This is a genomic window from Labrenzia sp. THAF191a, assembly GCF_009363335.1.
Lineage (GTDB): Bacteria > Pseudomonadota > Alphaproteobacteria > Rhizobiales > Stappiaceae > Roseibium > Roseibium algicola.
In genome coordinates this window covers 48,454-73,979 of sequence record NZ_CP045333.1, presented here as the reverse complement: position 1 = coordinate 73,979, position 25,526 = coordinate 48,454, and the positions used below count along the sequence as shown (strand labels likewise).

Here is a 25,526-nt window from a genome sequence, read left to right as displayed (position 1 = left end):
TCCAACAACCGGTCATGACGATGGATGCAGACAAATGCATTTCGGCGCTCGTCGTCGACTTGGCGGACATGTCGTGTTTCGAAGCAACGGCCTATGATCTGACAGAGAACGGCTGTTGGATTGCGTCCGACAGGGTTGACCTCCTGAAGGAGGAGGTGGGTTTGCGCCTGGCCGGATTCGACAAACTGGTACGGGGGACCGTGATTGCCTACGGCGATCAGCAGGCGCAAATTTCTTTTCAGACCAAACGAGAGACGTCAGGCGAAAAACGCCGCGAGATCCGGCGGCAAGTCTGGATCACGGCAATCGTTTGCGGCAAGACCAATCCAGCGACAATGAGATGTCGGATCGTTGATGCCAGCAGGTCCGGATGCCGGCTGGAAGGCGACAAGCTGGATCGACTTCCCGATGACATCGAGGTCTCCATTCCCGGTCTCGATCTGCCAATCAGCGCAGAGATTGTCTGGCGCAAGAACAACCAGGCCGGTGTCAGGCTCACCTGGCCGTTCGAAGCGTCGCCCAAGCCCAAACCGGAAGACGTTCTGGAGCGCATGAAAGAAGAAGATGAAAAGCCGAAACGCAAGCGCAAAAAGAAGATCAGCGCCTTCGGTGGTTGAACAGCGCTTGGGCGCGTTAAACCGTGCGACAAGGTTTTGACGGCCTGGAGTCTTTGCAAGCGGACTTTGCGTACATATATCGGATGGAGTTTGTGAACTCTTTCAGGGCCTATTGCGCGTGATTTCATCCCTTCGCCGGTTTCTTCCCAAACCCTTTCGAAACGATAAGCCTGTCATTCCGGTCGTGCGCCTGCATGGGGCAATCGGTGGCGGTGGGCCGCTGAAGTCCGGATTGTCCCTGGCGACCGCGTCCATCCCCCTGGAAAAAGCCTTCTCGATGAAGAAAGCACCGGCGGTGGCCCTGGTGGTCAATTCGCCAGGTGGCTCGCCTGTACAGTCGAGGCTCATCTTCAAGCGGATCCGGGACCTGGCCAAGGAAAACGAGAAGGACGTTCTGGTTTTCGTCGAGGATGTGGCTGCCAGCGGTGGTTACATGATTGCGCTCGCAGGGGACGAGATCTTTGTCGATCCGTCGTCCATCGTCGGCTCCATCGGTGTGGTTGCAGCCGGGTTCGGCTTCACGGAGATGATCAAGAAAATCGGCGTTGACCGGCGCGTTTATACCGCAGGTGAAAAGAAGGTGACGCTCGATCCCTTCCAGCCGGAAGTGCCGGAAGACATCGAATACATCAAGAGCCTGCAGCTCGAGATCCACGAGACCTTCATCGACATGGTGAAATCGCGTCGCGGTGACGTGCTCGCAGATGATCCGGATCTTTTCACGGGCAAGTTCTGGACCGGGCGCACCGGTGTTCAGCTTGGGTTGGTCGACGCGATCGGCGACCTGCGCGAAGTGATCAAGGACCGGTATGGTGACAAGGCCGAGCCGAAATTGATTTCGGCACCACGTGGCATTTTGGGCCGCAAGGCCGGACTTGGTGTCGGCCTTGCAAAAGGCCGACTGCTGGACGGGGTCGGCGAGGAGTTGATTTCCTCTGTCGAGGAACGGGCAATGTGGATGCGCTACGGCCTTTAAAAGGGCACAATGCCTGTGTGAAAATCGGGTGAGCAAGGGGAAAAGACATGACCGAATTGATAGGCGTCGCCGCATTGGCCGTGGGAGGTTACTGGATCGTGCAGCGCGTGAAGCGCAAGATGGCCGAGGTTGAAAACCAGATTTCCAGGGCAGCTGCAAAAGCCGATCCCAATGGCCGCGGTGCCAAGCTTGTGCTTGACCCGGTCAGCGGCAAATACCGTCCGCAAGCCTGACGCAACGGCGGGCAGTTTGCCCGCCCGCCGTCAGACGCTTTGTTTCAGCGGCTTCAACTTGCCGGTACCGCCCGGAAAAGCCCCCATCGCGCCGTCCCGGTGCGCGCGGTAATCCCGAGCAGGACCAGCGTCACCACCAGCAGCATCAGTTCCGCCAGCGGACTGGACAGCCAGATACCGTCCTCTCCGAAATAGACCGGCATCAGGAACACCAGCGGCAGAAAGAACCCATAGGGTTTGGCGAGGCTCAGCAGAGCTGCCCGAGCCGCATCTCCGAGCGCCTGAAAGTAGGTCGCCACCATGAACAGCGGCCCCGCGACAAAGTAGAGCGCCATTATGACCGGAAGGATCCGGCCCACTTCCGCCGCCACGCCTGGATCGTCGACAAATGCGAAGCCGACCTGGTGTGAGAACAGCGTGAGCACGAGTTCCGCAAGGCCGCAGTAGACAAAGGCCGCAACCAGGCCAGCCCGCAAGGTGCTGTCCGAGCGATGCCACAAACCTGCCCCGAAATTGTTTCCGATCATGGACTGAAGCGCCTGGGCAAGGCCCAGGAGAGGCAGATAGCAGAAGGTCATGACCCTGGTAACGATCCCGAATGCGGCGACCGTTGCCTCGTAACCGCTGGCACCGGCCGTCTGCAGCGCGGCGATGGTTGCGGCGGACCCCAGGGCGATGCCGATGAAGCTCAGGCTCTGAGGCGCGCCAAGCATCAGGATATCGCGCCAGAAGGATGTCAGCGGATATCGCAGGAGTGCGGACGGTGACAATTCCGTTTTCCCGCTCAGTCTCAGACCCAGCATGATTGCAAGCGCCATCGCCTGTGCCAGCACGGTTCCGGCCGCACTACCGGCAACACCGTAATCGTAGACCGCGATCAGCAGATAATCGAAGGCGATGTTGGCGAGCGAAACAAGCAGGCTGAAGCCCGCCATTACCACCGCGAGGCCTTCGTTGCGCAGCGCGTCGGCATTTACCGACAGCACGAACATCAGAGGTGTGAAGGCAACCGTGATCGCCATGTAGGTATGGCTCATACCGGCAATCTCCGCCGAACCGTCAGCGGCGGCCCGGGTGAGGCTGTCACCAAGACCCAGGAAGAGGGCGATCACGATGCCAGCGATGGCAAGCGCCAGACCGTGGGCGCCGGCAAAAACCGCTTCGGCATCGGCACGAAGGCCGGCTCCGAGTTTGCGGGCGAGCACGCTGGACATGCCGCTGGCAACAAGTGTCGCCAACGCCGCAAGCAGCATATAGGCAGGAAACATCAGCGTGACCGCGCTGAGGGCATTCGGCCCGACGAAAAGGCCGAGGAATATGGCATCGACCACGGTCAGCAACCCGTTCATGCTCATCACCAGAATGATGGGCAAGGCGGTTCTGGCCAGGGTCGGAAGGATTGGCCCATGCGTATAGGCGTTGGGCTGGGATATGTCGGAAGACATTCCGTTCTCCATCAATGGGCATTTCGATCGGGAAGGAGGGGCTCGCATTGCCACCAGCGCGAAATGCGTGGGGAACAGAAAGTCTTGAAGACCAGAATTTCACCGTGACTGTCGTCCGCGAGCGGCAGGCATTCTGAAGCCGGTGCGAGGGATACCTTGGTGCCGGCGCTCCGTCAATCTGAAACAGCCACGCCCGCTTCGCCTTGACCTTGCCCCGACATCGTGGCACCTGTCGCCCAAACCGGCGATACGTGCACGCCGGGCACAGCCATATTCGCGGAACATCTTCATGTCGACTGAAACCCTGCCGGCGCACATGCGGCCGGAAAACTCCTTTCAAGGCCTGATCCTGACCCTGCAGCGCTACTGGGCCGACCAGGGCTGTGTTGTGCTTCAGCCTTACGACATGGAAGTCGGCGCCGGTACGTTCCACCCGGCGACCACGCTGCGTTCACTCGGCCCACGTCCGTGGCGAGCTGCCTATGTGCAGCCGTCGCGCCGCCCGACCGACGGCCGTTATGGTGAGAACCCGAACCGTCTGCAGCACTACTACCAGTTCCAGGTGATCCTGAAGCCGTCACCGGCGAACCTTCAGGAGCTCTATCTGAATTCGCTCTATGCGATCGGCCTTGACCCGAAGCTGCACGATATCCGCTTTGTGGAAGACGACTGGGAAAGCCCGACCCTGGGGGCCTGGGGGCTCGGCTGGGAATGCTGGTGCGATGGCATGGAAGTCTCGCAGTTCACCTATTTCCAGCAGGTGGCAGGCTTTGAATGCTCGCCCGTCTCCGGCGAACTGACCTACGGCCTTGAGCGCCTGGCGATGTATATCCAGGGCGTCGATAACGTCTATGACCTCAACTACAACGGCATGGAAGGCGATGCCAAGGTCACTTATGGCGATGTTTTCCTGCAGGCCGAGCAGGAATACTCGCGACACAATTTCGAGCACGCGGACACCGAAATGCTGTTCCGCCATTTCAAGGATGCCGAAGCCGAGTGCCGCTCACTGCTGGAAGCCGGTGCGAAAGCGCGCGAAGCTGCCGGTGCCAATGTCCATCAGGTGGTGCTGCCGGCCTATGACCAGTGCATCAAGGCCAGCCATGCCTTCAACCTGCTCGACGCGCGCGGCGTCATCTCCGTGACCGAGCGCCAGAGCTATATCCTGCGCGTCCGCGAACTGGCCAAAGCCTGCGGCGCTGCCTTCCTGGAAACGGAAGCCGGCGGTGTCGGCTATCACAACCAGGCTGCGGAATAACGCATTCCGGCTTGAGGCGGATCTTCTTGTTCAAACGAATGCGGGGCCAGGTTGGCCCCGTTTTCGTTAGGCAATACCCGCGCAGTTCATTTGCCCGCTACCAGCATCCTGCGAAGGCTCACTCGGGTTCCGAGCCCGGCTCGGGCTCCAGTTCACAGGCGAGGCGCATGTCGCCGATGTCCAGGTGGCTTTCCTGTCGATTGCCGGAAAACCGGGTGTTTCTCCGCTCGAAACTTTCTCCCGAAGCACCCGGTACCGGGTCAAGCAGGACTTGCGTATGGGCCTTTCCGCCGACAGGTCCGGAAAGCGTCGCAGGCCCCGGTTCCTGCGGGTTGAAGATGACGTGAAAGACCAGATCGCCATTCGAACAGCGATACTGGTCAGCAAGCGAGGCATGGGCCTCTTGCGTTGCCAGCACAAACGGCAGCACCGCAAGTACCGGGATCATTCTGCAAAGTTGCAAGACGCACATTGGTGGCCGACCTTTCGTTCAGGCGTTTCGGGCAAGCTCGCCCAAGCTTATCTGCAATCCTGTGTCGAAGATTACAGAATGACTCAATTCAGGCGTCGGTCGCTTGAAGAAGATGACAAGTCAGCACCTCCCGGTTAGCTTCCAGAACACATTTTCTGGAGGTGATTGTTTTGTCCTGGTTCTTTCTTGCAGCGCTGGTTGCGCTATCTGTTTTTGCGATCGTTCTTTACAACGGACTTGTCAAGAAACGGCAGATGGTCGAGGAGGGCTGGAGCGGCATCGATGTCCAGCTCAAGCGGCGGGCAAATCTCATTCCCAACCTTGTCGAGACCGTGAAAGGCTACGCCTCGCACGAAAAGGAAGCGCTCGAGGCCGTGACCAGCATGCGCGCGCAAGTTTCGGCAGTGCCGAAGGATGACGTTGCTGGCCGTGCAAAGGCGGAGGGAGAACTCAGTCATGCTCTCGGTCGCCTGTTTGCAGTCGCGGAAGCCTATCCCGACCTGAAGGCAAGTCAGAACTTTTCCGACCTTCACAATTCGCTGGACGAGATTGAAAACGCCATCCAGATGGCACGCCGTTATTACAATGGCGCGGTCCGGAACCTGAATGTTGCGGTCGAGAGCTTCCCATCCAATCTGATTGCCAACCAGTTCAAGTTCGAAAAGGCCGAGTACTTCGAAATCGAAGACGAGGCTGACCGCGCGGTTCCCAAGGTCCAGTTCTGAGGTGCGCGCAATGCTGAACCGGATCTCCGCCGGCATCCTGGCCGTCTTCGTCCTGCTGACTGCCGGACTTTGCGCGCAAGCTGACGAACGCATCTTGAAGTTCGTTTCCGATATTGACGTAGCGAGCAATGGCACGCTGACGGTCACCGAAACGATTACTGTCAGTGCGGAAGGTGATCAGATCAAGCGGGGCATTTTCCGCGATATTCCGCTTGCGGTGGAAGGTGCAAACGGGCGCATCTACAAGGCCGGCTTCAAGTTGCTCTCGGTGCTGCAGGACGGCGCCCCGGCTTCCTACCACACCAACGAGAACAGCCAGGGTGTTCGGATCTATGTGGGGGACGAGAACACCTTCCTGTCACCGGGCAACTACACCTACACCTTCACCTATGAAACCAATCGGCAAATCCGTTTCTTTGAAGACCATGACGAGGTCTATTGGAACGCGACCGGCAACGAATGGATCTTCCCCGTTGATGAGGCCATCGCGCGGGTCGTCTTGCCGGAAGGGGTGAAAGCCAGCGCATGGACGGCCTATACGGGCGGCTATGGCGAAACCGGCAATGCCTTTGAGGCACAGAGCGCCCAGGGTGGTTCTGAGGTTATCTTCCGGACAACCGATGTTCTGGGGGCCTACGAAGGCTTGTCGGTCAACGTCAGCCTTCCGAAGGGCGCAATTGCAGCGCCTACGGAAGCCGAACGGCTGGAGTATTTCGTCGAGGACTACAGATCGGAGCTGATCGGCGGAGCTGGGGTGCTGCTGGTGCTGCTTTATTATTTCGCAGCCTGGTGGATGGTTGGCCGGGATCCTTCTGAAGGTGTTGTTTTCCCGAGGTTTTCACCGCCTTCCGGCATATCGCCGGCTCTTGCCAAATACATCGTCAACCGAGGGTTCGGGGATGGTGGCTGGGTGGCCCTGTCTGCAGCCTGCCTCAACCTCGCGGTCAAGAAACGCTTGCGACTTGAAGAGACGGACGGCGATACAACTCTGGTTCTGAACCGGCAGGGACGGGAAGGTCAGATCCCGGGCTTCGGGTTGCCCAAGGGCGAAGCTGCGCTTGAGGACTGGCTGAGCGGACGGGGTAGTCCGTTGACCCTCAACAAGGACAACGGCACTTCTATCCAAGCGCTGGGGAAAAAATTCCGGGCGGCTATCGAGCGGGAGAGCCGAAACGTCTTTTTCAGGGCGAACAGGGGCTATCTCATTCCCGGGTTCATACTGAGCCTGGTTACAATTGTCGCGCTGCTGGCTTTCGGTGGACTGCAGCCGGGTCAGGAAGGATTCGTCATCGTCTTTCTGGTCTTTTCCGTTTTTGCGACCGTCATTTCGGTCAATCTGGGGAGAGCCATCTTCCGCTTCGCCAGCATGAAACTGCGTATGGCGCTGATCTTCATAGTCTTTGGTCTCGCAATATCGGGGGCAGCTTTCGGTGCCTTCCATGTGAATGGCGGTGTGGATTCCTTGCCTGTTCTGCCATTCATCGCGGTGGCGCTGGTTGCCCTCAACATCCTGTTCTTTTTCCTGATCGGCGCGCCGACGGCAATCGGCCGCCAGGCTCTCGATGAAATCGAGGGCCTTCGGATGTATCTGAGCGTGGCAGAAAAGGAGCGGCTCAACATGGAAAAGCTTCCGGATATGAGCACGGATCATTTCGAGGAGCTTTTGCCCTACGCCGTTGCGCTTGGCGTCGAAAAACCCTGGGCCAAGGCCTTTGAGGCCTGGCTGACAACCGCTGCCGGAGCGGCCGCGGCCGCCAGCTACCATCCGGGCTGGTACTCCGGCAATCACTTCGATGCAAGGCACGTATCCGACAGCCTCGGCCGGACGGCAAGTTCCATGGCCGGGTCGTTCCAGTCGTCTCTGCCAGCTCCCAAATCGTCCAGCTCCGGATCGTCGGGTTCCTCCGGCGGCTTTTCCGGTGGCGGTGGCGGCGGTGGCGGTGGCGGCGGCTGGTAATGAGCTGAGGATCGTCAGCTCTGCCTTGCGCAAGTTGCTTCGAACGGCATAGTGGAAGCATCAAGCAGGAGCGGGGGTGCGGATGGCCGGCGAAACGATCACGCTAACGGAATTTGTCAGTTTCAATCTGGCAATCCTCGTCTATTTCCTGGGCGTGCGGCTGAACAAGAAGATTCTGGTTCTGGACAGGTTCAATATTCCGGAACCGGTATCAGGCGGCCTGCTTGTCGCGTTCCTGTCCCTCGTGGTCTACCTGGGCCTTGGGACGGAAATCGGGTTCTCCCTGCAGTCGCGTGATTACCTGCTGTATTGCTTCTTCACGGCAATCGGCTTGAACGCCCGCTTCACGGACCTGGCCAAGGGCGGCAAGCCGCTCCTGATCCTGCTGATGCTCACCGTCTGTTACATGCTGCTGCAGAATGCGGTCGGTTCGGGCATTGCGGCGGCGCTGGGTCTGCCCACGGGGTTCGGCCTTCTTGGAGGCACCATTTCGCTGGTTGGCGGCCACGGCACGGCAATTGCCTGGGGGCCGAAGCTGGCCACCGACTATGGAGTTCCAGGTGCGGTCGAGATCGGTGCTGCGACGGCGACGCTCGGCTTGATCGCCGCCAGCCTTCTTGGCGGTCCGGTGGGCAAATTCCTGATCGAAAAACGGGGTGGCAAACCGGATCCGAACCGCCCGGAAGAAGCCCCTATGATCGGCCTTGAGATGGAACGAGAGGCAGACACGAGCGTGACGCACACCGGACTGATGCGCTCGCTGCTGGTTCTCAACATCGCCATTGGCCTCGGCGTCGCGCTTCAGGAAGCCTTGAGCGCGGGAATAAGCCTCGATCTGCCGGTCTTCGTCTGCTGTCTCTTCTGTGGCATCGTGCTGTCAAACACCGTGCCGCTGGTCTTTCCGAAAATGACCTGGCCGGCCCGGTCCAAGTCCCTGGCAGTGTTGTCGGACCTTGCACTTGGCATCTTTCTGACGATGTCTCTCATGAGCCTGCAGCTCTGGACCATTGCGGGACTGGCGGGGCCGATGCTGCTCATTCTTTTCACGCAGGTCGTCGTTGCGGCCGCCTTCATCATCCTGGCGCTTTATCCGCTGATGGGCCGGAACTACAACGCGGCGGTGCTGGGGGCGGGCTTTGCAGGGTTTGCGCTGGGGGCGACACCGACGGCCATTGCCAACATGACCGCAATCACCAAACACTTCGGCCCGGCAACCCAGGCATTCCTGATCCTGCCGCTTGTGTCCGCATTCTTCGTGGACCTGGCCAATGCGGTCATCATTCTTCTGTTTCTCGGAGGATGAGGAGCGCGGTCAGGCGGCGTCTGTCTTCTCGCTGAAGGGAAATCGTCCGTCGACCTGGGATTCCAGCAGGCTGCAGGCTTCGTCTGATGTAACGGCCGCCGCATAAAGGAAGCCCTGACCGTAGTGACAGCCGTTGGAATTCAACGCGTCATGGACCGCGCTTTCCTCGATCCCTTCCGCGACAGCGTCGATGTCGAGCCCCTTGGACAGGACCAGTATGGCCTCGACGATGGCGGCGCACTGCTTGTCTTCCAGCATGCGTTCGGTGAAGGACTTGTCGATCTTCACCTTCTTGATCGGGAAATCGCGCAGATAGCTCAGGCTGGAATGGCCTGCGCCGAAATCGTCGAGCGCAATGGAAATGCCGGCTTCCGTCAGCTCGGTCAGGATGCGCTTGGCCGATTCCGGGTTTTTCACCAGCGACGTTTCGGTGATCTCCAGCACCAGCCGACTGGGCGGAAATTCGAATCTCTTCAAGATGGCATTGATCTGGGTTGGCAAGGCCGGATCCTGCAACTGCACCGGCGACAGATTAAAGGACAGGTAGAGATCGTCCGGCCAGGTGGCTGCGACCTTGCAGGCGTCCTCCAGCAGATGCTGGGTCAGCTCGGAGATGATGCCGCAGTCTTCTGCAATCGGGATGAATTGCAGCGGCGGTACCTTGCCGAAATCGGCATCTGTCCAGCGCGCGAGGGCTTCGAAGCCTGCGATGCGGCCGGAATCCATGTCCAGGATCGGCTGGTAATAGGCCTTCACCTCATGTTCCGAAATTGCGCGGCGCAGACGCTGTTCCAGAAGCGTGCGATGCAGGATCGAGGCATCCATGTCGACCTCGAAGAACCGGTAGGTCGAGCGCCCCGATGATTTGGCCCGGTAAAGGGCAATATCGGCCCGGCGCAATAGCTCGGTGACCGCGTGGCCGTCATGGGGATAAAGCGCGATGCCGATACCTGTGCCGATGGAAATCTGGCGGTCGCCGAACTCGAAACGATCGTTGATCCGCGTCAACAGTCGCCTGGCGAAGCCGGCTGCCTCCGATTTTTCCTTGAACACCGGGGAGACGATGGCAAATTCGTCCCCTCCGAGACGGGCGACAATGCCTTCCTTGCCGAGAGTTTCGGCCAGACGGTCGGCAAAGCTTCGCAGCAGATTGTCGCCAAAGGCATGACCATAGACGTCGTTGATCGGTTTGAACCCGTCGAGGTCGAGCATCATTACGGCACGAAAGCAGTCGGGCTTCACTTCACGGGTCAGATCGGCAAAGGCCTCCAGCAGCCGGCGGCGATTTGGCAGCCCGGTCAGCGGGTCGTGCTGGGCAAGGGCCAGGGCTTCGGAATGAGCCGAGGACCTTGCCTTCAGCTCCTTGCGCAAACGGCGCGTTGCCCACGTGCCATATCCCAGACTGAAGATGGCGATGCCCAGAAGGAGGCTGGTGACCACGTCGAACGTCATCTGCGAATTATGGAGTTGGTAGGTCGGGAAAAGTACTGGAAGGACCTTAACCCCAGTAAAAATGACAAGAACTATCGCAAGTAACGCAACTATAGATCGTGTCATATATCTGTTGTCTGCAACTTCCCGGTTCGCCACAAGGTCGGTCCCAATACATACAACTGCTAACAAGTCGCGCAGTTTCACATGCAATCCTTGAAGAAGAGTGAAACAAAGCAGACGGACTGGCGTCAAAATGGGCAGGCCGCGCGTTGTCCGGTTCCGCGAAAGGGGGTGACAAGTCTCCGTTGTCTTGGTAACGGACGGCGCAAACCGTTTCCGGTGTTATTCCACCAGACCAAAGGTCCAGATATCCATGCCCGATCTTCTGCTTGAACTTTTCAGCGAAGAGATTCCGGCCCGCATGCAGCGCAAGGCGGCCGAAGACCTGAAATCTCTCGTGACCAATGCCCTGGTGGATGCCGGTTTGCCGTATGAGGGTGCCAAGGCCTTCGCGACACCGCGGCGTCTGGCCCTGCATGTTGCCGGTGTTCCCGCCGGCTCTGCCGCCACGCGTGAAGAACGCAAGGGACCGCGCGTCGGGTCTCCCGAAAAGGCACTGGAAGGCTTCCTGAGAGGCGCCGGGCTGACGTCGATCGATCAGGCAACCATCCAGACGGACCCGAAGAAGGGCGATTTCTACGTTGCGGTGATCGAAAAGCCGGGCCGTTCGGCGATCGACGTCATTGCCGAGTTCATGCCGGGCATCCTGCGCAACTTCCCCTGGCCGAAAGCCATGCGCTGGGGCACTGGATCCACACGCTGGGTGCGCCCGCTGCACTCAATCGTCGCGACCTTCGGTCCGGAAACGGAAGAACCGGACGTGGTGCCGTTCGAATTCGATGGCATAAAGGCCGGCAAGACCACACGCGGCCACCGCTTCCTGGCGGACGAGTCCTTCGACGTGCGCCGTTTCGACGACTATGCGCCTTCGCTTGAGAAGCACAAGGTCGTGCTGGATGCCGACCGCCGCAAGGACATCATCCAGAATGACGCCAAGGATTGTGCGTTGGCGCTAGGCCTCGATCTGGTGGAGGATCCGGGTCTTCTGGAAGAAGTTGCCGGGCTGGTTGAATGGCCTGTGGTGCTGACGGGCAGCTTCGACGAGGATTTCCTGACGATCCCGGACGAGTGCATTCAGCTGACCATCAAGGTCAACCAGAAGTGCTTCGTGCTGAAGAACCCGGCCACCGGGCGCCTTGCCAACAAGTTCGTGCTGATTTCCAACATCATTGCCGACGATGGCGGCAAGCTGATCGTGGCCGGAAACGAGAAGGTTATCCGCGCACGCCTGTCCGATGCCCGCTTCTTCTGGGAAACCGACCTGAAGTCGAAACTGTCGGACAACCTGCCCAAGCTGGATGAAGTCAAGTTTCACGAAAAGCTCGGCAGCGTTGGCGAACGGGTGAAGCGCCTGATCGCGCTTTCGGCCGAGTTGGCCAAAGTCGCCGGGGCGGACGAGACCAGGGCCAAACGCGCGGCGGAACTCGCCAAGGCGGATCTTGTCTCCAACATGGTGTTCGAATTCCCGGAACTGCAGGGCCTGATGGGCCGCTACTACGCAACAGCCCAGGGCGAGGATGCCTCGGTGGCAACGGCTATCGAAGAGCATTACAAGCCGCAGGGACCAAGTGACGGCGTGCCGACCGACCCGGTCGCCGTTGCCGTGGCCCTTGCCGAAAAGCTGGATCTTCTTGCAGGTTTCTGGGCGATCGACGAAAAGCCGACCGGCTCCAAGGACCCCTATGCGCTGCGCCGCGCGGCTCTGGGCGTGATCCGGATCATTCTGGAAAACAACCTCAGGATCAGGCTGGGCGATGCCATTCGTTCCGCTCTGGATCCTCAAGGTGTTGAAGCGAGCGATCCCGCAGCTCTTGTTGCCGATCTGCTGTCCTTCTTCGGCGATCGCCTGAAAGTCCACCTGAAGGATGAAGGCGCGCGCCACGATCTGATCGACGCGGTCTTTGCATTGGAAGGCCAGGACGATCTCCTTATGGTGGTTCGCCGTGTCGAGGCGCTTGGTAAGTTCGTATCGTCCGACGATGGCACCAACCTGCTGGCTGGCTACAAGCGTGCGGTCAATATTCTGAAGGCCGAGGAAAAGAAGGACGGCAGCCCTGTTTCCGGCAAGCCGCACGCGGACCACTTCCAGGAGCAGGCCGAAATCGATCTGGCCGCTGCCATCGATGTGGCCCGGGCTGAAGCGGCCGACGCCGTGGCAAGCGAGAACTTCGAAGGGGCAATGGAAGCACTGTCGAAATTGCGTGCTCCGGTCGACCGTTTCTTCGACGATATTCTGGTCAATGCCGAGGACGCCACGCTGCGCATGAACCGCCTGCAACTCCTTGCTGAAATCCGCGATGCGACCCACGTGGTGGCGGACTTCTCGAAGGTGGCTGGCTAAACGGAATTGGCCGGTTAAGTGAAATTGTACTGACAAACAAAAAGGCGGGCCTTGAGCCCGCCTTTTTCGTTCTGTGCCTCAATGTTCAAGTTTGAAGATCCGGCGTCTCCTACTCGGCAGGTGCAGCAGCGAGCCGGTCAACGGGTTTTTCCTGGATCGGCCAGTGCACGATGGCGGCGAAGATGCCGAGGGCGATGCCCAGCCACCAGATGGCGTCATAGGAGCCGGTTTCGTCGTAGATCTTGCCGCCGAGCCACACACCCAAGAACGAGCCGACCTGGTGCGACAGGAAGACGAAGCCGAACAGGGTTGCCATGTAGCGCGGCCCGAACATGACAGCGACGAGGCCCGATGTCGGCGGCACGGTCGACAGCCACAGGAGACCCATCACGCCGGAGAACACGAGTACCGAGGCGGGCGTGACCGGCAGCATGATGAAGGCGAAAATCGCGACGGCGCGGCCAAGGTAGATCAGAGACAGGAAGATCGGCTTGGAATAGCGGCCGGAAATGTATCCTGACAGCAATGAGCCCGCGATGTTGCAAAGACCGATGAGGGCGATGGCCGTGGCACCCCAGGCAGGGTCAAGGCCAAGGTCGGCGATATAGGGCGGCAGGTGCACCGTGATGAAGGCGACGTGAAAGCCGCAGACGAAAAAGCCGAAGGTGAGCAGGATAAATCCGCGTGTTCCGAAGGCTTCGGAAATGGCGGAGGTCAGCTTCTGGTCATTCGCCGGATTGCTGTCTTTCGGCAGCTCCGACTTGCCCCTGAGCGCGATCGCCAGAAGCGGAACAATTGCCACAAGGCCGGCGAAGACGATGAGGGTCTGCTGCCAGCCGATGCTGGCAATCAGCGTGCCGCCAAGTGGGGCAAACAGGAACTGGCCGAGAGATCCGGAGGCTGTACCGATACCAAAGGCCAGCGTTCTCTGTGAAGGCGAGACGGCACGGCCGAATGCCGCCAGAACCAGCGAGAAGGACGAACACGCAATGCCGAGCCCGATGAGTACACCTGCGGAAATGTGCAGGGCGACGGTGCTCTCCGCGTCGATCATCAGCAATAGGCCGGCACAGTAGAGGACCGCGCCAAGTGTCATGGTCTTCCAGGTTCCGAAACGGTCGGCCATCATGCCGGCGATCGGCTGTCCGATGCCCCACATAAGGTTCTGGATCGCCAGTGCCAGTGCGAAGATCTCGCGGCTCCAGTCCCTGGCCTCGGTCATGGGCTGAAAGAACAGGCCCATTGCGGAACGCGGCCCGAACGAAATGAGCGCGATCAAACAGCCGCAGGAAATCACCAGCGGGATATTCGGGCCGACCCGGCCGGTGGAGGAAGCTGTTGTCATGGATGTGTCTCTGATCGTGATATTACGATAGGAATAGTCTGAAGTGAGCCAATCTCAAAACGCGTATTTTTGATGGATTGATCAGCGTTGCAAATGGAACGGAAAAACTTCGATCATTCCAGCAAGTTGCACGTTGTGGTGGAAACACGGCAACAGATGTTGCGAGAGCCCGGTTGGTTTTGCCGTTTGCATCTCGTATGTGAAGGCGATAATTGTTAGCCGGCTTTCCGGAAACGGAAAAGTTGCACCTTAAGCTCAGGAAAACAAAGGCAAATCGGATTCCGCGCGAGAATTTTTCGGATTTTTGTAGATTTTCGATTTGCTGATGACTATATAAACTCGGAAAGAGCAAAAGTATGGGCATCACCGCCCGTTTTCTTTTGTCTCTGATATGCTCAAGTTGAGTATAATTAAATAGCGGCACAAAATACCCCTCGCGCCGCGCAAAAAAGGGAGGTCGCCATGACCATTGCCCAGACCAAAGCACCGGTTGGAGCACCGATTGCCGCCGGACTGACGGCACTGGAGCGTTTCGGTAAGCTGGAGCGCCCGGACCTGCGTTATACGCCGGAGGTCGCAGAGGCGACTGCGCCGATCTACGAGAAGGTCAAGCACATCATCCCGGCCATTGAATGGCCTGCTCTGGCGCCGACCATCCATGCGATCAACAAGCTGAAGAAGCAGCGCAACGCGGTTATTCTGGCGCACAACTACATGACGCCGGATATCTACCATGGTGTTGCCGATATCGTAGGCGACAGCCTGCAGCTGGCCATCGAGGCGACCCGCACCGATGCGGAAGTCATCGTCCAGTGCGGCGTGCACTTCATGGCAGAGACCTCGAAGATCCTGAGCCCGGAAAAGACCGTGCTGATCCCGGACATGCGTGCAGGCTGCTCGCTGGCTGAATCCATCACCGGTGCCGATGTGCGGGCCCTGCGCGAGCGGAACCCCGGCATCCCGATCATCACCTACGTGAACACGTCTGCCGACGTGAAGGCGGAATGCGACATCTGCTGCACGTCTTCCAACGCGCTGCAGGTCGTGGAAAGCTTCGGCGTCGACAAGGTGTTCCTGATCCCGGACAAGTATCTGGCCGCAAACGTCGGCAACAAGACCGACGTCGAGGTTCTGGTCTGGGACGGTGCCTGCGAAGTGCATGAGCGCTTCACCGCGGAAGAGCTGCGTGACTATCGCAAGATCGAACCGAATGTGAAGATCATTGCCCATCCGGAGTGCCCGCCCGAAGTGGTCGCGGAAGCCGACTTTGCCGGTTCCACCGCGCACATGATCGACTGGGTCAAGACAAAGCGTCCGGAAAAGGTGATGATGATCACCGAGTGCTCCATGGCGGACAACGTTGCCAGCGAAACGCCGGGTGTCGACTACATCCGCCCTTGCAACCTATGCCCGCACATGAAGCGGATCACGCTGAACAAGATCCTCGACACTCTTCTGGAGATGAAAGAGGAAGTGGTCGTCGACCCCGCGGTGGCCGACAGGGCCCGTACCGCGGTCGAGCGGATGATCAACTTGAAAATCTGACCGGCTTCGGTCTAAACCGCATCTATGCGATTGCTTCCGGGCCTGCCAGCCCGGGAGTTTCTTTGGGGCTCTTGCCCCGTCTGTTCCAGGAAGTTTCCCATGGCCGTGTCGGTTGAGGATTTTGCACCTGCCTATATAGGCAAGGATGTGGATGATGTCGTCATTCTGGGGGGAGGTCTGGCAGGCCTTTTCTGCGCGCTGAAGCTCAGCCCGCGTCCGGTCACCGTCATCACCAACGCACCGATCGGGCAGGGGGCGTCCTCTGCCTGGGCGCAGGGCGGTATTGCCGCTGCGATCTCCGAGCAGGACTCGGTGGAAAAACACCGCGACGATACGCTGGCCGCCGGCTGCGGCATCTGCGAGGAAAAGATCGTCGAAGAGATGACCCGCGAAGGCAGTGCCCGGGTTCATGACCTCTTGTCCTATGGCGTTCCGTTCGATCAGGATCTTGAAGGCCGGCTGAAGTTTTCACGCGAAGCCGCCCATTCCCAGAGCCGGGTCGTACGTGTGCGCGGCGACATGGCAGGTCGGGCGATCATGGATGCCCTGATCGCAGCTGTTCGCAAGACGCCGTCGATCCGTATTCTGGAAGGCTACATCGGCGAAAGCTTCATTGGCGAAGGACGGTATGTAACCGGGGTCCTGGCGCGCCGGCGTGGCGGCCTGGAACGGCTGATTTTCCCGGCAAAGGCCGTCGTGCTTGCTTCCGGCGGCATCGGTCACCTTTACGAACTGACGACCAACCCGCACGAAGCCAACGGTCATGGCCTTGCCATGGCGGCCCGCGCCGGTGCGGTGATTGCCGATGCCGAATTCGTGCAGTTTCACCCGACCGCGCTTGATCTCGGCAAGGATCCGGCACCGCTGGCAACCGAAGCCCTGCGCGGCGAAGGAGCGACCCTCGTCAACAAGGCCGGCGAACGCTTCATGGAAGGTGTTCACCCGGAATTGGAACTGGCGCCGCGCGACATCGTTGCCCGGGCCATTCACCGGGAAGTGTCCGAAGGCCGGGGGGCCTTCCTCGACTGCCGGACAGCGATCGGCGAAAGGTTCAAGGACGATTTTCCGACTGTCTTCGCCGCAGCCTCCGCAGCGGGTATCGATCCGGCAAGGGATCTGCTGCCCGTGGCACCCGCGGAGCATTACCACATGGGCGGTGTCCTGACCGATGCCAACGGTCGGACGTCGCTTGACGGTCTGTGGGCCGCGGGTGAAGTGGCTTCAACCGGTGCCCACGGCGCCAACCGCCTGGCATCCAATTCGCTGCTGGAGGCGGTCGTTTTTGCAGCGCGCATCGCGGAAGATATCCAGGGCCTGATGCCGACCCCGCGCAGCGCCTACTGGAACGAGATGGACGATGCTCCGGGCTTGCCGAGCCAGCGCAACGTCGAGGAGCGGGAAGCGATCACCGTTCTGCGCAAGACACTGGCGCGCAATGTCGGCGTGCTGCGCGACGCGGCCGGTCTCAAGACGGCCCTGGCCGATATTGCACAGGTTGAACAGAATTGCGTGCGCCAGTCGATCCTCAACATGATGGTCGCCGGGCGTATCATCACCGCTGCGGCGCTGAAGCGCGAGGAAAGCCGTGGCGGGCATTTCCGCAAGGATTTCCCGCAGGAAAACCCTGACATGGCAAGCCGCTCCTACACCACCTTGAAGGAAGTCGAAGCCATCACCGCTGAGGCCCTGGAAACTGCCTGACCGGAGAGGCGCATGACCCGTAGATTTTTGCCCGAGCTGCCACGCCTGATGGTGGATGAAGCCGTGAAGGCCGCTCTTCTGGAAGACTGGGGCCGGGCGGGTGACGTCACCAGCCAGGCAACGCTGCCACCCGATGCAAAAGCCTCCGCCGTGATTGCCGCGCGCAAACCGGGGGTTCTCGCCGGGCTGGTCTTCGCCGAAAGCGCCTTTCGTCAGACGGATGCCGGTTTGCATTTCGAGGCCGTTCTGGCAGATGGTGACCGGCTGTCGCCCAAGGCAGTCGTCGCCCGGATCGAAGGTCCGGCCCGCGCGCTTCTGGCCGCTGAACGGGTGGCGCTGAACTTCCTGGGTCACTTGTCAGGCATTGCGACGGCTACGTCGAAATTCGCCGATCTGATCGCACACACCAAGGCGGACATCGTCTGCACCCGCAAGACGACACCGGGTCTGCGTGCGTTCGAGAAATATGCGGTCAAATGTGGCGGCGGTTCCAACCATCGCTTCGGTCTCGACGATGCGATCCTGATCAAGGACAACCACATCGCGGTCGCCGGCGGTGTGACGCAAGCCATCGAAGCCGCCAAGGCATTCGCCGGCCATCTGGTGAAGATCGAGGTGGAAGTCGACACGCTGGAACAGCTGGACGAGGCACTGGCTGCCGGTCCAGACGTGGTCATGCTCGACAACATGCCACCTGAAGTCCTGAAGCAGGCCGTCGCAAAGGCCGGAGGCAAGGTTCTGCTGGAAGCATCCGGTGGAATAGAGCTCGATACGGTCAAGGCCGTCGCCGAAGCCGGGGTTGACCTGATCTCCTCAGGCTGGATCACCCATTCGGCTCCGGTTCTGGATCTGGGTCTGGATATCGAGATCGGCTGAGATCTCTTTACCGGCTACCCGTTCGGTGTTCTGCCCTGTCTGCCATCCCGTCTCCACCTCGTCCTGAGAAGGACCGTCAGGTCCGTCTCGAAGGATGAGCCACTTGCTCTGGAGTTTGCCGGCCATCCTTCGAAACGGCGCTGCGCGCTTCCTTAGGATGAGGGTGAGCAGGGAGACGACAGTCGCGGCTGTTTTAATCAGTCACCGAATTCACGCTGCCGCAAGATACAAGCCGCCGAGTGCCGTCAGCACACCCAGGCTGCGAATGATGCGTGGTGCCCAGGCGGGATCGTTCCGGGTGGCCACATTGGCGCCGTAGCCGATCAGGAGCCCGGCTGCATGCAGGAGCGCGGTCGCCAAAACAAAGCCACCGGCATAGGAAAGTTCGCCAGCCGAGCCGATTTCACCGCCGTGGGCATGGCCGTGACATATGCCGAACACACCCACCAGTGCCGCACACACGCCAAGTGGCAGGCGCAGTGCCAGGGCGACGACGACACCCAGAACCACAACCGATGTCAGAATGAACGGTTCGACGTAGGGCAGCGGAACGCCGGCAAGCGAGAGCAGGAAGCCGACGATCATCGCACCGACGAAGGCGGTCGGCAGAGCCCAGACGGCGCGCCCGCCAAGAAGGGCGGCCCAAAGACCAACGGCAATCATCGCCAGCACGTGATCGGTGCCGAACAGTGGATGCGTGAAGCCGGCGGCAAAGGAGCCGTGTTCGGACGGATCCAGATGGGCGAGGGCGGGAGAGGCGGTCAACAGGCCGAATGCGGTGGCAAGGCCGAGGCGGTAGAGCATGAAATGTTCCTTCGGTTGGTCACTCCGGTGCCCCGGGATGGGTCGCACCGTTCATGAAGAGCTCAAGACCTGTGTACTATCGATGATTCTGGGAGCCTGTAAACCACAACGGCGGTCTCTTTCGTGAGGCGTGTGCCGGGTAGCGCAACGGAAGAACTGCGACAATGTAGTCCGGTTTCCCGATAGGGAGCAGCTTTTCAGGCTGCTAAATTGCCGGCTGAAGGTTCTTCAAGTTCGGTTCGAGCCGATGAAGATGGTGAAGGCAGGATACCGGTGAGCGCTAGATTGGACGAAGCACAAGTTTCCCCAGGGCGGAAATTCTCTCCGGACCCCGGCCGAAGCGAAGGAGATGACGGCGGAGAGGCGCTTGCCTCGCGAACCGTCGAGATCTGCTTTCTGCTCATGAGAAATTTTTCCCTGCTTTCCTTTGCCTCTGCAATCGAGCCTCTGCGGATCGCGAACAAGGTGTTGAAACGCAAGGCCTTCACATATCGCTGTTGCAGTCTGGACGGCAGCGATGCCGTTGCCAGCAACGGCAGCACCATACGGGCCGACTGCGCCATCGGCGATGTCGAGCGACCGGATCTTCTTGCAGTTTGCAGCAGTGACGATGTGGAACGCATTGGGCTGACACTGGCCCAGAAGGTTGCAATCCGGAAACTGGCCAACCGCTCCAGCCGGATCGCAGGCATCTGCACTGGTGCCTATGTGTTGGCCGACTTCGGCCTGCTGGACAACAGGAACTGCACGATCCACTGGGAATATGCCGATTTCTTCAAGGAACGGTTCCCGGATGCGCGGCTGGTGGACAGTCTCATTCAGACGGACGGCAAGTACATGACCTGTGCCGGGGGAACCTCCGCGCTCGATTTGATGATCGGCTTCGTGGCCCAGGTCCACGGCGGCGCGGTTGCTGCGGATGTTGCCGAAATTGCCCTTCATCACGACTGGCGCAGTGGCAACGAGCGGCAGCACAAGCACATGCGTGATGATCTGGAATCCGTCTCGCAGCGGGTGCGCAGCAGCATCGCCCTGATGACGGAGAACGTCGTCGAGCCGCTCTCCTTGCAGGAAATAGCTCAGAAACTGGACGTCAGCCCCCGCCAGTTGCAGCGGGAATTCCAGAAATATCTGAAGTGCAGCCCGCAGGAATATTACGCCAAGGTTCGTCTGGACATTGCCCGCCAGCTCGTCTGCCGCACCTCAATGCGCATGATCGACATCGCGATGGCCTGCGGCTTTGCCAGCGCATCCCATTTTTCGAAACGCTACCGGTCTGCCCTCGGCACAAGTCCTGCCGCGGACCGCCAGCAGCATGGCCGGGTTTTCGAATTCTAGAAGGACTTACTCGGCTGCGGGCTTCAGGCTTGCCATCAGGTGATGGAATTTCTCGCCCTGTACGGAAACGTGCCGACGGATGGCAGCCGCCGCCCGTTCACCGTCGGCAGCCTCGATGGCGGCAACGACGTCTTCATGTTCGGCCATGGATTGTTTCATGCGCCCGCGCACGCGCAACTGCACCCTTCGGAAAGGCTGCAGACGCCGTTGAAGGCGAAGGCACTCCTGCTCCAGAAAACGGTTGCCTGACTGGCGGTAGATGATGGCGTGGAATTGTTCGTTTTCCAGATAGTAGCCATCCGTGTCCTGCGCCTCGACGGCGTGTTTGCAACGCTCGTTCGCAGCGTGAAGATCGGCAAGGGCAGTTTCGGAAATACGCGCGGCAGCCAGGCGTGCACTCACGGCTTCCAGCTCTGCCATCACTTCGAACATTTCGATCAGTTCCACCGGGCCAGGTTGCCGGACGAAGACACCGCGGCGGGGAATCTGCACCACCAGACCGGACTGGGAAAGCCTGTGAAGGGCTTCCCGGACCGGCGTTCTGGAAACCGAAAAACGGCCCGCAAGCTGAACCTCGTCCAGCCTGTCGCCATCGGCGAAAGTGCCGTCGAAAATCAGCCCTTCAAGCGCATCCGCGATGCGGTCGGATCGTTTTCTTTCCATGTTTCGCATTTAGCATAGGAGTTTTTCGCGCGCAATATTGTCGATCTTGTATACAAAATGACTTGACAGAAAAACATCACATGAGGGTAAGATCGAATTCCGGTTCCCGTCCGGAACCATCAGGGAGGAAAAAATGAACTTCAAATTCTCAGCGTCGGTTGCTGCCGTGACGCTTTTCGCCAGCGCGCTCACCGCCAACGCGACCGAGCTGCGCCTGTCTCACCAGTGGTCCACCGGCGACGTTCGCCACAAGGTGGCCCAGATGGTTGCCGACGACGTGGCAGCGGCCGGTGTCGATCTCGACATCAAGATTTTCCCGTCCCAGTCGCTTTTGAAGGCACGCGAACAGTATAAGCCGTTGTCTCGCGGCCTGCTGGACATGACCGTTCTGCCGCTCAGCTATGCCGGTGGCCAGCAACCTGCCTATAACCTCACCCTGATGCCGGGTCTGGTGAAAAACCATGACCATGCGGCACGCATGAACGAAAGCCCGTTCATGGAGGCCATTGAGGAAATCATGGCCGAGGACGATGTGATCGTGCTGGTGCACGGTTATCTGGCCGGAGGCTTCGCAGCCAAGGACAAGTGCATCACCAAGCCGGAAGACATGCCGGGCCTTCAGACCCGCGCTGCGGGCAAGGCCTTTGAGCAGATGCTTGCAGGCGCAGGCGCCTCGATTGCCTCGATGGCGTCTTCGGAAGTCTACAATGCCATGCAGTCCGGTGTTCTGGACGCGGTCAACACCTCGTCCTCGTCCTTCGTCAGCTATCGCATTTACGAGCAGGTGTCCTGCTACACCCCGGCTGGCGAATATGCGCTCTGGTTCATGTACCAGCCGCTCCTGATGAACAAGGCCAAGTTCGACAGCCTGACCGAAGACCAGCAAAAAGCGCTGCTGGCGGCTTCTGAAAAGGCGCAGGCTTTCTATCTCGAAGAAGCCAAGAAGGAAGATGCAGCCTCGGCAGAAGTCTTCCGTGAAAACGGTGTCGAAATCGCCGAAATGACCGCTGCGGATTTCGATGCCTGGCGGGCTCTTGCCAAGGAAACCTCCTACAAGGCGTTCGTGGAAGAAACCCCGAACGGTCAGCAGCTTCTCGATCTGGCATTCGCCGTCGAATAAACGACTGAATTTGCGGGGCGGCCTGAAAGCCGCCCCGAAACCTGTTCCAAAGGACCTCATTTCAAGGAGTGACCCATGGCGGGCCACAGTACGGCTGCGGTAGCGCATGCCGGCAGCAACCCCTTCTTGCGCGTTGTCGCAGCGATTTCGACCGTGGCCGGCTGGTGTGCGGCAGCAATGATCGTTGTCGCCGTCGTCGTCACTTGCCAGATGATCTTCGTGCGCCTCGTGCTCAACGCTTCCACCGTCTGGCAGACCGAAACGGTCATTTATCTGGTCATCGCCGCAACCCTTGTGGGGCTGCCTTACGTTCAGCGGCTCCGGGGGCACGTCAACGTCGACCTGTTTCCCCTGTCGCTGGCACCGCGTGCCCGCTTCGTGCTGGCCTGCATCACGCTGACGATCTCGATCCTGGTCATGGCGATGATGCTCTTTTACGGCACTGAATTCTGGTACCTCGCCTGGTCGAAGGGCTGGACCTCAGACACTGTCTGGGGCGTCAGGCTCTGGATCCCTTATCTGTCGATCCCCGTTGGATTCGGGCTGCTGTTGCTGCAGCTCGCCGCAGATCTTTACGCGGTTCTCATCGGTATCGACAAACCCTTCGGTCTGGAGGACAAATAATGGATCCCCTGCTGCTCGGCGCACTGGTGGCGGTCGCCACCATCCTGGTCCTCTTCTCCGGCATTTCCGTCGCGATCGGTCTGTTGATCGTGTCCGCCGGCTTCCTGCTGGCATTCGACGGCTTCCGGTCGCTCGAACTGATGCCCGAAATCCTGTTCGGCAAACTTGATAACTTCGCCCTTCTGTCAATCCCCATGTTCATCATCATGGGGGCCTCCATCGCCTCCACTCGGGCGGGGGCCGATCTCTACGAAGCTTTGGAACGCTGGCTCACCCGGGTACCCGGTGGACTGGTCGTCTCGAATCTCGGTGCCTGCGCTCTGTTCGCTGCCATGTCCGGGTCTTCACCCGCCACCTGTGCGGCCATCGGCAAGATGGGTATTCCGGAAATGCGCAAGCGCGGTTATCCGGATGGCGTCGCCGCCGGTTCCATCGCCGCGGGCGGCACGCTCGGCATCCTGATCCCGCCGTCCGTCACGATGATCGTCTACGGCATTTCAACCGAAACCTCGATCGGTCGTCTGTTCCTGGCAGGTGTCATTCCCGGCCTGATGCTGATGGGTCTTTTCATGGCCTGGTCGCTCTATTCGACCTGGCGCAGCGGCAATGCCAGTGTGCTCAGCGCGGGCAACTATTCCTGGGCGGAAAAGTTCGAGATCCTGCCGCGCGTCCTGCCGTTCATGCTCATTATTCTGGGTGTGCTCTACGCCATGTACGGCGGCATCGCGACACCGTCTGAAACCGCTGCCGTCGGCGCTCTGCTCTGTCTGCTGATCGCGGTCATCATCTACCGGCTCTGGAGCCCGAAACTGCTCTGGACCGTGCTGCGTGACAGCACGCGGGAAAGCGTGATGATCCTCTTCATCATCGCGGCAGCCGGTGTCTTCTCCTACATGCTGTCGTCGCTATTCATCACGCAGGCGATTGCAGAATGGATCGGCACGCTGTCCGTCAACCGCTGGATCCTGATGGCGGCAATCAACGTCTTCCTGCTGATTGCCGGTTTCTTCCTGCCGCCCGTCGCGGTGATCCTGATGGCGGCACCGATCCTGCTGCCGATCATCACCACAGCCGGCTTCGATCCGATCTGGTTCGCGGTTGTCCTGACCATCAACATGGAGATCGGTCTGATCTCTCCTCCGGTCGGGTTGAATCTATACGTGATCAACGGCATCGCTCCGGACATTTCCCTGAAGACGATCCTCACCGGGTCCCTGCCATTCGTGGCGTGCATGTTCGTGGCGATCGTCATCCTCTGTCTGTTTCCGGAACTGGCCACCTGGCTGCCGGACGTGGTGATGGGAGAAGCGCGGTGATGTTCCTGGCCGATCTGCTGACGACCGTTTTCGAACGAAGATACCTGTCGAAGGGGGCAGACAAGGCGGATGATCGTCCGCTCGAGGCGCTCGTCGCCGATCTGATCGGTGCAACAGGGGAGGTCTCCGGGCAAAATCTTGCCCGGCAGATCCTCAGCCGGTATGGCGCTCTCGATGACGAGGAAAAACGTGCCTTCTTCCGTCATCTCGCGGACGGTCTGGCTGTGTCGGCTCCGGCTGTCAGATTGGCGTTGGAGCATTATGAGAAGGGGCAGTCGAAGGCCAGTTACCGCGAATTCATGGAGGCTGTCGAACCTCCGCGGCAGGAACTGATCCGACGGCTCAACCAGGTTCCGGATGCAACCCGGCTTCTTGTCGGCATGCGTGAGGACCTGTTGCGCCTCAGCAAGGGCGATGATGCCCTTCAGGCGCTTGATCTGGACTTCCGGCATCTGTTTGCCAGCTGGTTCAATCGCGGGTTCCTGGTGCTTAGGCCGATCAATTGGGAAAGCCCGGCCCAGCTTCTGGAAAAGATCATCGCCTATGAAGCCGTTCACGCGATCGACAGCTGGAGCGATCTTCGACGCCGGCTGGAGCCCGTTGACCGGCGCTGCTTCGCGTTTCTGCATCCGGCAATGCCGGACGAGCCGCTGATCTTCGTCGAAGTTGCCCTGACAAAAGGAATTCCAGGCTCCATCCAGGGGCTTCTTGCTGAAAACAGAACCCAGATCGAAGCAGATACGGCGGATACCGCAGTGTTTTATTCGATCTCCAACTGCCAGGCCGGCCTTGCCGGCATTTCCTTCGGCAACTCGCTTATCAAACAGGTGGCCGCGGATTTGTCGCTTGAGCTGCCCAAGCTCAAGACATTCGTCACCTTGTCGCCGATCCCGGGGCTGGTCCGCTGGCTGGAAGGTGAGGGGGTCGACCACGGCTCTGCCGACGAGGATACCTTGCGCAAGCTTGCAGCCCGGTACCTGATGACCGCAAAGCGCAAGGACGGTCTGCCGCTGGACCCTGTCGCCCGCTTCCACCTTGGCAACGGCGCATTGGTGCACCAGGTGCACGCAGGCGCGGATCTTTCCGACAAGGGAATGAAGCAGTCTGCCGGCGTCATGGTCAATTATCTCTACGATCTGGAGAAGGTAACCCAGAACCATGAGAGGTTCGCTTCGACCCGGACAATTGCCGCTTCATCTGAAATCAAATCACTCAGCACTGCTGGAGAAAATGCGTTCACATTAGAGCTATCCGCACTGAACTGAATGCGGCTAATAAGCTCTAACAATATAGAATCGATCAGCTTTTTGGCC

Annotated in this window: 22 protein-coding genes; 16 read left to right on the top strand and 6 right to left on the bottom strand. The window is 59.7% G+C overall.

The window, feature by feature from the left end:
* The first annotated feature begins 20 nt into the window (after nucleotides 1-20).
* The 3 genes from FIV05_RS00360 to FIV05_RS00350 all read left to right on the top strand — a co-directional run bounded on the left by FIV05_RS00360 (nucleotide 21) and on the right by FIV05_RS00350 (nucleotide 1,826).
* Nucleotides 21-617: a PilZ domain-containing protein gene (locus FIV05_RS00360; protein WP_173013731.1), complete on the top strand. Its 597-nt coding sequence runs from the start codon at nucleotides 21-23 to the stop codon at nucleotides 615-617.
* Nucleotides 618-735: 118 nt separating this feature from the next.
* The gene (locus tag FIV05_RS00355; RefSeq protein WP_152508294.1) at nucleotides 736-1,593 is read left to right on the top strand and encodes a S49 family peptidase; all 858 of its coding nucleotides are present in this window, start codon (nucleotides 736-738) and stop codon (nucleotides 1,591-1,593) included.
* Between the two features lie 47 nt (nucleotides 1,594-1,640).
* Nucleotides 1,641-1,826 carry a hypothetical protein gene (locus tag FIV05_RS00350; protein WP_023001949.1) on the top strand — a complete coding sequence of 62 codons (186 nt, stop codon included), beginning with the start codon at nucleotides 1,641-1,643 and terminating at the stop codon, nucleotides 1,824-1,826.
* A gap of 53 nt (nucleotides 1,827-1,879) precedes the next feature.
* Here the strand turns inward: FIV05_RS00350 and FIV05_RS00345 are convergent, their stop codons facing one another.
* Nucleotides 1,880-3,271, bottom strand: coding sequence for an MATE family efflux transporter (locus tag FIV05_RS00345; protein WP_173013729.1), 1,392 nt, complete (start codon nucleotides 3,269-3,271; stop codon nucleotides 1,880-1,882).
* A 289-nt stretch (nucleotides 3,272-3,560) separates the two neighbouring features.
* Here FIV05_RS00345 and FIV05_RS00340 point away from each other — a divergent pair, with 289 nt between their 5' ends.
* On the top strand, nucleotides 3,561-4,529 hold the full coding sequence (locus FIV05_RS00340) for a glycine--tRNA ligase subunit alpha (protein ID WP_055657898.1): 969 nt from the start codon (nucleotides 3,561-3,563) through the stop codon (nucleotides 4,527-4,529).
* A 118-nt stretch (nucleotides 4,530-4,647) separates the two neighbouring features.
* Here the strand turns inward: FIV05_RS00340 and FIV05_RS00335 are convergent, their stop codons facing one another.
* The gene (locus FIV05_RS00335; RefSeq protein WP_152508292.1) at nucleotides 4,648-4,977 is read right to left on the bottom strand and encodes a hypothetical protein; all 330 of its coding nucleotides are present in this window, start codon (nucleotides 4,975-4,977) and stop codon (nucleotides 4,648-4,650) included.
* 188 nt (nucleotides 4,978-5,165) lie between these two features.
* Between FIV05_RS00335 and FIV05_RS00330 the strand changes: the two genes are divergently transcribed.
* The 3 genes from FIV05_RS00330 (at nucleotide 5,166) to gltS (ending at nucleotide 8,986) form a co-directional block, all read left to right on the top strand.
* A complete protein-coding gene (locus FIV05_RS00330; protein ID WP_077293155.1) occupies nucleotides 5,166-5,726 on the top strand; it encodes a LemA family protein in 561 nt (186 codons plus the stop codon).
* 10 nt (nucleotides 5,727-5,736) lie between these two features.
* Nucleotides 5,737-7,683 carry a DUF2207 domain-containing protein gene (locus FIV05_RS00325; protein ID WP_152508291.1) on the top strand — a complete coding sequence of 649 codons (1,947 nt, stop codon included), beginning with the start codon at nucleotides 5,737-5,739 and terminating at the stop codon, nucleotides 7,681-7,683.
* Nucleotides 7,684-7,765: 82 nt separating this feature from the next.
* Entirely contained in the window at nucleotides 7,766-8,986 is a 1,221-nt protein-coding gene (gene gltS, locus FIV05_RS00320; RefSeq protein WP_055657906.1) for a sodium/glutamate symporter, read from the top strand.
* 9 nt (nucleotides 8,987-8,995) lie between these two features.
* On the opposite strand, the gene FIV05_RS00315 is transcribed toward gltS, so the two are convergent.
* Nucleotides 8,996-10,438, bottom strand: a complete 1,443-nt coding sequence (locus FIV05_RS00315; RefSeq protein WP_209009814.1) for an EAL domain-containing protein — start codon at nucleotides 10,436-10,438, stop codon at nucleotides 8,996-8,998.
* A gap of 355 nt (nucleotides 10,439-10,793) precedes the next feature.
* Here FIV05_RS00315 and glyS point away from each other — a divergent pair, with 355 nt between their 5' ends.
* A complete protein-coding gene (gene glyS / locus FIV05_RS00310; protein ID WP_152508289.1) occupies nucleotides 10,794-12,881 on the top strand; it encodes a glycine--tRNA ligase subunit beta in 2,088 nt (695 codons plus the stop codon).
* Between the two features lie 109 nt (nucleotides 12,882-12,990).
* On the opposite strand, the gene FIV05_RS00305 is transcribed toward glyS, so the two are convergent.
* Complete coding sequence (locus tag FIV05_RS00305; RefSeq protein ID WP_152508288.1) at nucleotides 12,991-14,226, bottom strand: MFS transporter; 1,236 nt, start codon at nucleotides 14,224-14,226, stop codon at nucleotides 12,991-12,993.
* Nucleotides 14,227-14,688: 462 nt separating this feature from the next.
* Between FIV05_RS00305 and nadA the strand changes: the two genes are divergently transcribed.
* The 3 genes from nadA to nadC all read left to right on the top strand — a co-directional run bounded on the left by nadA (nucleotide 14,689) and on the right by nadC (nucleotide 18,348).
* Nucleotides 14,689-15,771: a quinolinate synthase NadA gene (nadA, locus tag FIV05_RS00300; protein WP_055657911.1), complete on the top strand. Its 1,083-nt coding sequence runs from the start codon at nucleotides 14,689-14,691 to the stop codon at nucleotides 15,769-15,771.
* Nucleotides 15,772-15,870: 99 nt separating this feature from the next.
* Nucleotides 15,871-17,472 carry an L-aspartate oxidase gene (locus FIV05_RS00295; RefSeq protein WP_152508287.1) on the top strand — a complete coding sequence of 534 codons (1,602 nt, stop codon included), beginning with the start codon at nucleotides 15,871-15,873 and terminating at the stop codon, nucleotides 17,470-17,472.
* A 12-nt stretch (nucleotides 17,473-17,484) separates the two neighbouring features.
* Nucleotides 17,485-18,348: a carboxylating nicotinate-nucleotide diphosphorylase gene (gene nadC / locus FIV05_RS00290; RefSeq protein WP_152508286.1), complete on the top strand. Its 864-nt coding sequence runs from the start codon at nucleotides 17,485-17,487 to the stop codon at nucleotides 18,346-18,348.
* A 210-nt stretch (nucleotides 18,349-18,558) separates the two neighbouring features.
* Here nadC and FIV05_RS00285 read toward each other — a convergent pair whose 3' ends face one another.
* A complete protein-coding gene (locus tag FIV05_RS00285; RefSeq protein ID WP_023001936.1) occupies nucleotides 18,559-19,152 on the bottom strand; it encodes a HupE/UreJ family protein in 594 nt (197 codons plus the stop codon).
* 402 nt (nucleotides 19,153-19,554) lie between these two features.
* Here FIV05_RS00285 and FIV05_RS00280 point away from each other — a divergent pair, with 402 nt between their 5' ends.
* Nucleotides 19,555-20,490 (top strand): GlxA family transcriptional regulator, encoded by a 936-nt coding sequence (locus tag FIV05_RS00280; protein ID WP_023001935.1) that lies wholly within the window; start codon nucleotides 19,555-19,557, stop codon nucleotides 20,488-20,490.
* 6 nt (nucleotides 20,491-20,496) lie between these two features.
* Here FIV05_RS00280 and FIV05_RS00275 read toward each other — a convergent pair whose 3' ends face one another.
* On the bottom strand, nucleotides 20,497-21,153 hold the full coding sequence (locus FIV05_RS00275; RefSeq protein ID WP_055657918.1) for a GntR family transcriptional regulator: 657 nt from the start codon (nucleotides 21,151-21,153) through the stop codon (nucleotides 20,497-20,499).
* A gap of 133 nt (nucleotides 21,154-21,286) precedes the next feature.
* On the opposite strand from FIV05_RS00275, the gene dctP reads away from it, so the two are divergent.
* From dctP to FIV05_RS00255, 4 genes are all read left to right on the top strand, one after another.
* Nucleotides 21,287-22,273 (top strand): TRAP transporter substrate-binding protein DctP, encoded by a 987-nt coding sequence (gene dctP / locus FIV05_RS00270; protein WP_152508285.1) that lies wholly within the window; start codon nucleotides 21,287-21,289, stop codon nucleotides 22,271-22,273.
* Nucleotides 22,274-22,348: 75 nt separating this feature from the next.
* The gene (locus FIV05_RS00265; RefSeq protein ID WP_152508284.1) at nucleotides 22,349-22,897 is read left to right on the top strand and encodes a TRAP transporter small permease; all 549 of its coding nucleotides are present in this window, start codon (nucleotides 22,349-22,351) and stop codon (nucleotides 22,895-22,897) included.
* Entirely contained in the window at nucleotides 22,897-24,213 is a 1,317-nt protein-coding gene (locus FIV05_RS00260) for a TRAP transporter large permease (protein ID WP_023001931.1), read from the top strand. The genes FIV05_RS00265 and FIV05_RS00260 overlap by 1 nt, the downstream gene beginning before the upstream one ends.
* Nucleotides 24,213-25,478, top strand: a complete 1,266-nt coding sequence (locus FIV05_RS00255; RefSeq protein ID WP_152508283.1) for a malonyl-CoA decarboxylase — start codon at nucleotides 24,213-24,215, stop codon at nucleotides 25,476-25,478. Before FIV05_RS00260 ends, FIV05_RS00255 begins: the two co-directional genes overlap by 1 nt.
* Nucleotides 25,479-25,526 lie beyond the last annotated feature (48 nt).

Bases quoted from the DNA above. Each gene is read 5' to 3' on its own strand.
- FIV05_RS00340 (WP_055657898.1), top strand. From the start codon at position 3,561: ATGTCGACTGAAACCCTGCCGGCGCACATGCGGCCGGAAAACTCCTTT.
- glyS (WP_152508289.1), top strand. From the start codon at position 10,794: ATGCCCGATCTTCTGCTTGAACTTTTCAGCGAAGAGATTCCGGCCCGC.
- FIV05_RS00275 (WP_055657918.1), bottom strand. From the start codon at position 21,153: ATGGAAAGAAAACGATCCGACCGCATCGCGGATGCGCTTGAAGGGCTG.
- FIV05_RS00305 (WP_152508288.1), bottom strand. From the start codon at position 14,226: ATGACAACAGCTTCCTCCACCGGCCGGGTCGGCCCGAATATCCCGCTG.
- FIV05_RS00345 (WP_173013729.1), bottom strand. From the start codon at position 3,271: ATGTCTTCCGACATATCCCAGCCCAACGCCTATACGCATGGGCCAATC.
- FIV05_RS00260 (WP_023001931.1), top strand. From the start codon at position 22,897: ATGGATCCCCTGCTGCTCGGCGCACTGGTGGCGGTCGCCACCATCCTG.
- FIV05_RS00315 (WP_209009814.1), bottom strand. From the start codon at position 10,438: ATGACGTTCGACGTGGTCACCAGCCTCCTTCTGGGCATCGCCATCTTC.
- FIV05_RS00335 (WP_152508292.1), bottom strand. From the start codon at position 4,977: ATGATCCCGGTACTTGCGGTGCTGCCGTTTGTGCTGGCAACGCAAGAG.
- FIV05_RS00265 (WP_152508284.1), top strand. From the start codon at position 22,349: ATGGCGGGCCACAGTACGGCTGCGGTAGCGCATGCCGGCAGCAACCCC.
- FIV05_RS00255 (WP_152508283.1), top strand. From the start codon at position 24,213: ATGTTCCTGGCCGATCTGCTGACGACCGTTTTCGAACGAAGATACCTG.
- FIV05_RS00350 (WP_023001949.1), top strand. From the start codon at position 1,641: ATGACCGAATTGATAGGCGTCGCCGCATTGGCCGTGGGAGGTTACTGG.
- FIV05_RS00295 (WP_152508287.1), top strand. From the start codon at position 15,871: ATGGCCGTGTCGGTTGAGGATTTTGCACCTGCCTATATAGGCAAGGAT.
- nadC (WP_152508286.1), top strand. From the start codon at position 17,485: ATGACCCGTAGATTTTTGCCCGAGCTGCCACGCCTGATGGTGGATGAA.
- gltS (WP_055657906.1), top strand. From the start codon at position 7,766: ATGGCCGGCGAAACGATCACGCTAACGGAATTTGTCAGTTTCAATCTG.
- FIV05_RS00285 (WP_023001936.1), bottom strand. From the start codon at position 19,152: ATGCTCTACCGCCTCGGCCTTGCCACCGCATTCGGCCTGTTGACCGCC.
- dctP (WP_152508285.1), top strand. From the start codon at position 21,287: ATGAACTTCAAATTCTCAGCGTCGGTTGCTGCCGTGACGCTTTTCGCC.
- FIV05_RS00360 (WP_173013731.1), top strand. From the start codon at position 21: ATGGATGCAGACAAATGCATTTCGGCGCTCGTCGTCGACTTGGCGGAC.
- nadA (WP_055657911.1), top strand. From the start codon at position 14,689: ATGACCATTGCCCAGACCAAAGCACCGGTTGGAGCACCGATTGCCGCC.
- FIV05_RS00280 (WP_023001935.1), top strand. From the start codon at position 19,555: ATGAGAAATTTTTCCCTGCTTTCCTTTGCCTCTGCAATCGAGCCTCTG.
- FIV05_RS00325 (WP_152508291.1), top strand. From the start codon at position 5,737: ATGCTGAACCGGATCTCCGCCGGCATCCTGGCCGTCTTCGTCCTGCTG.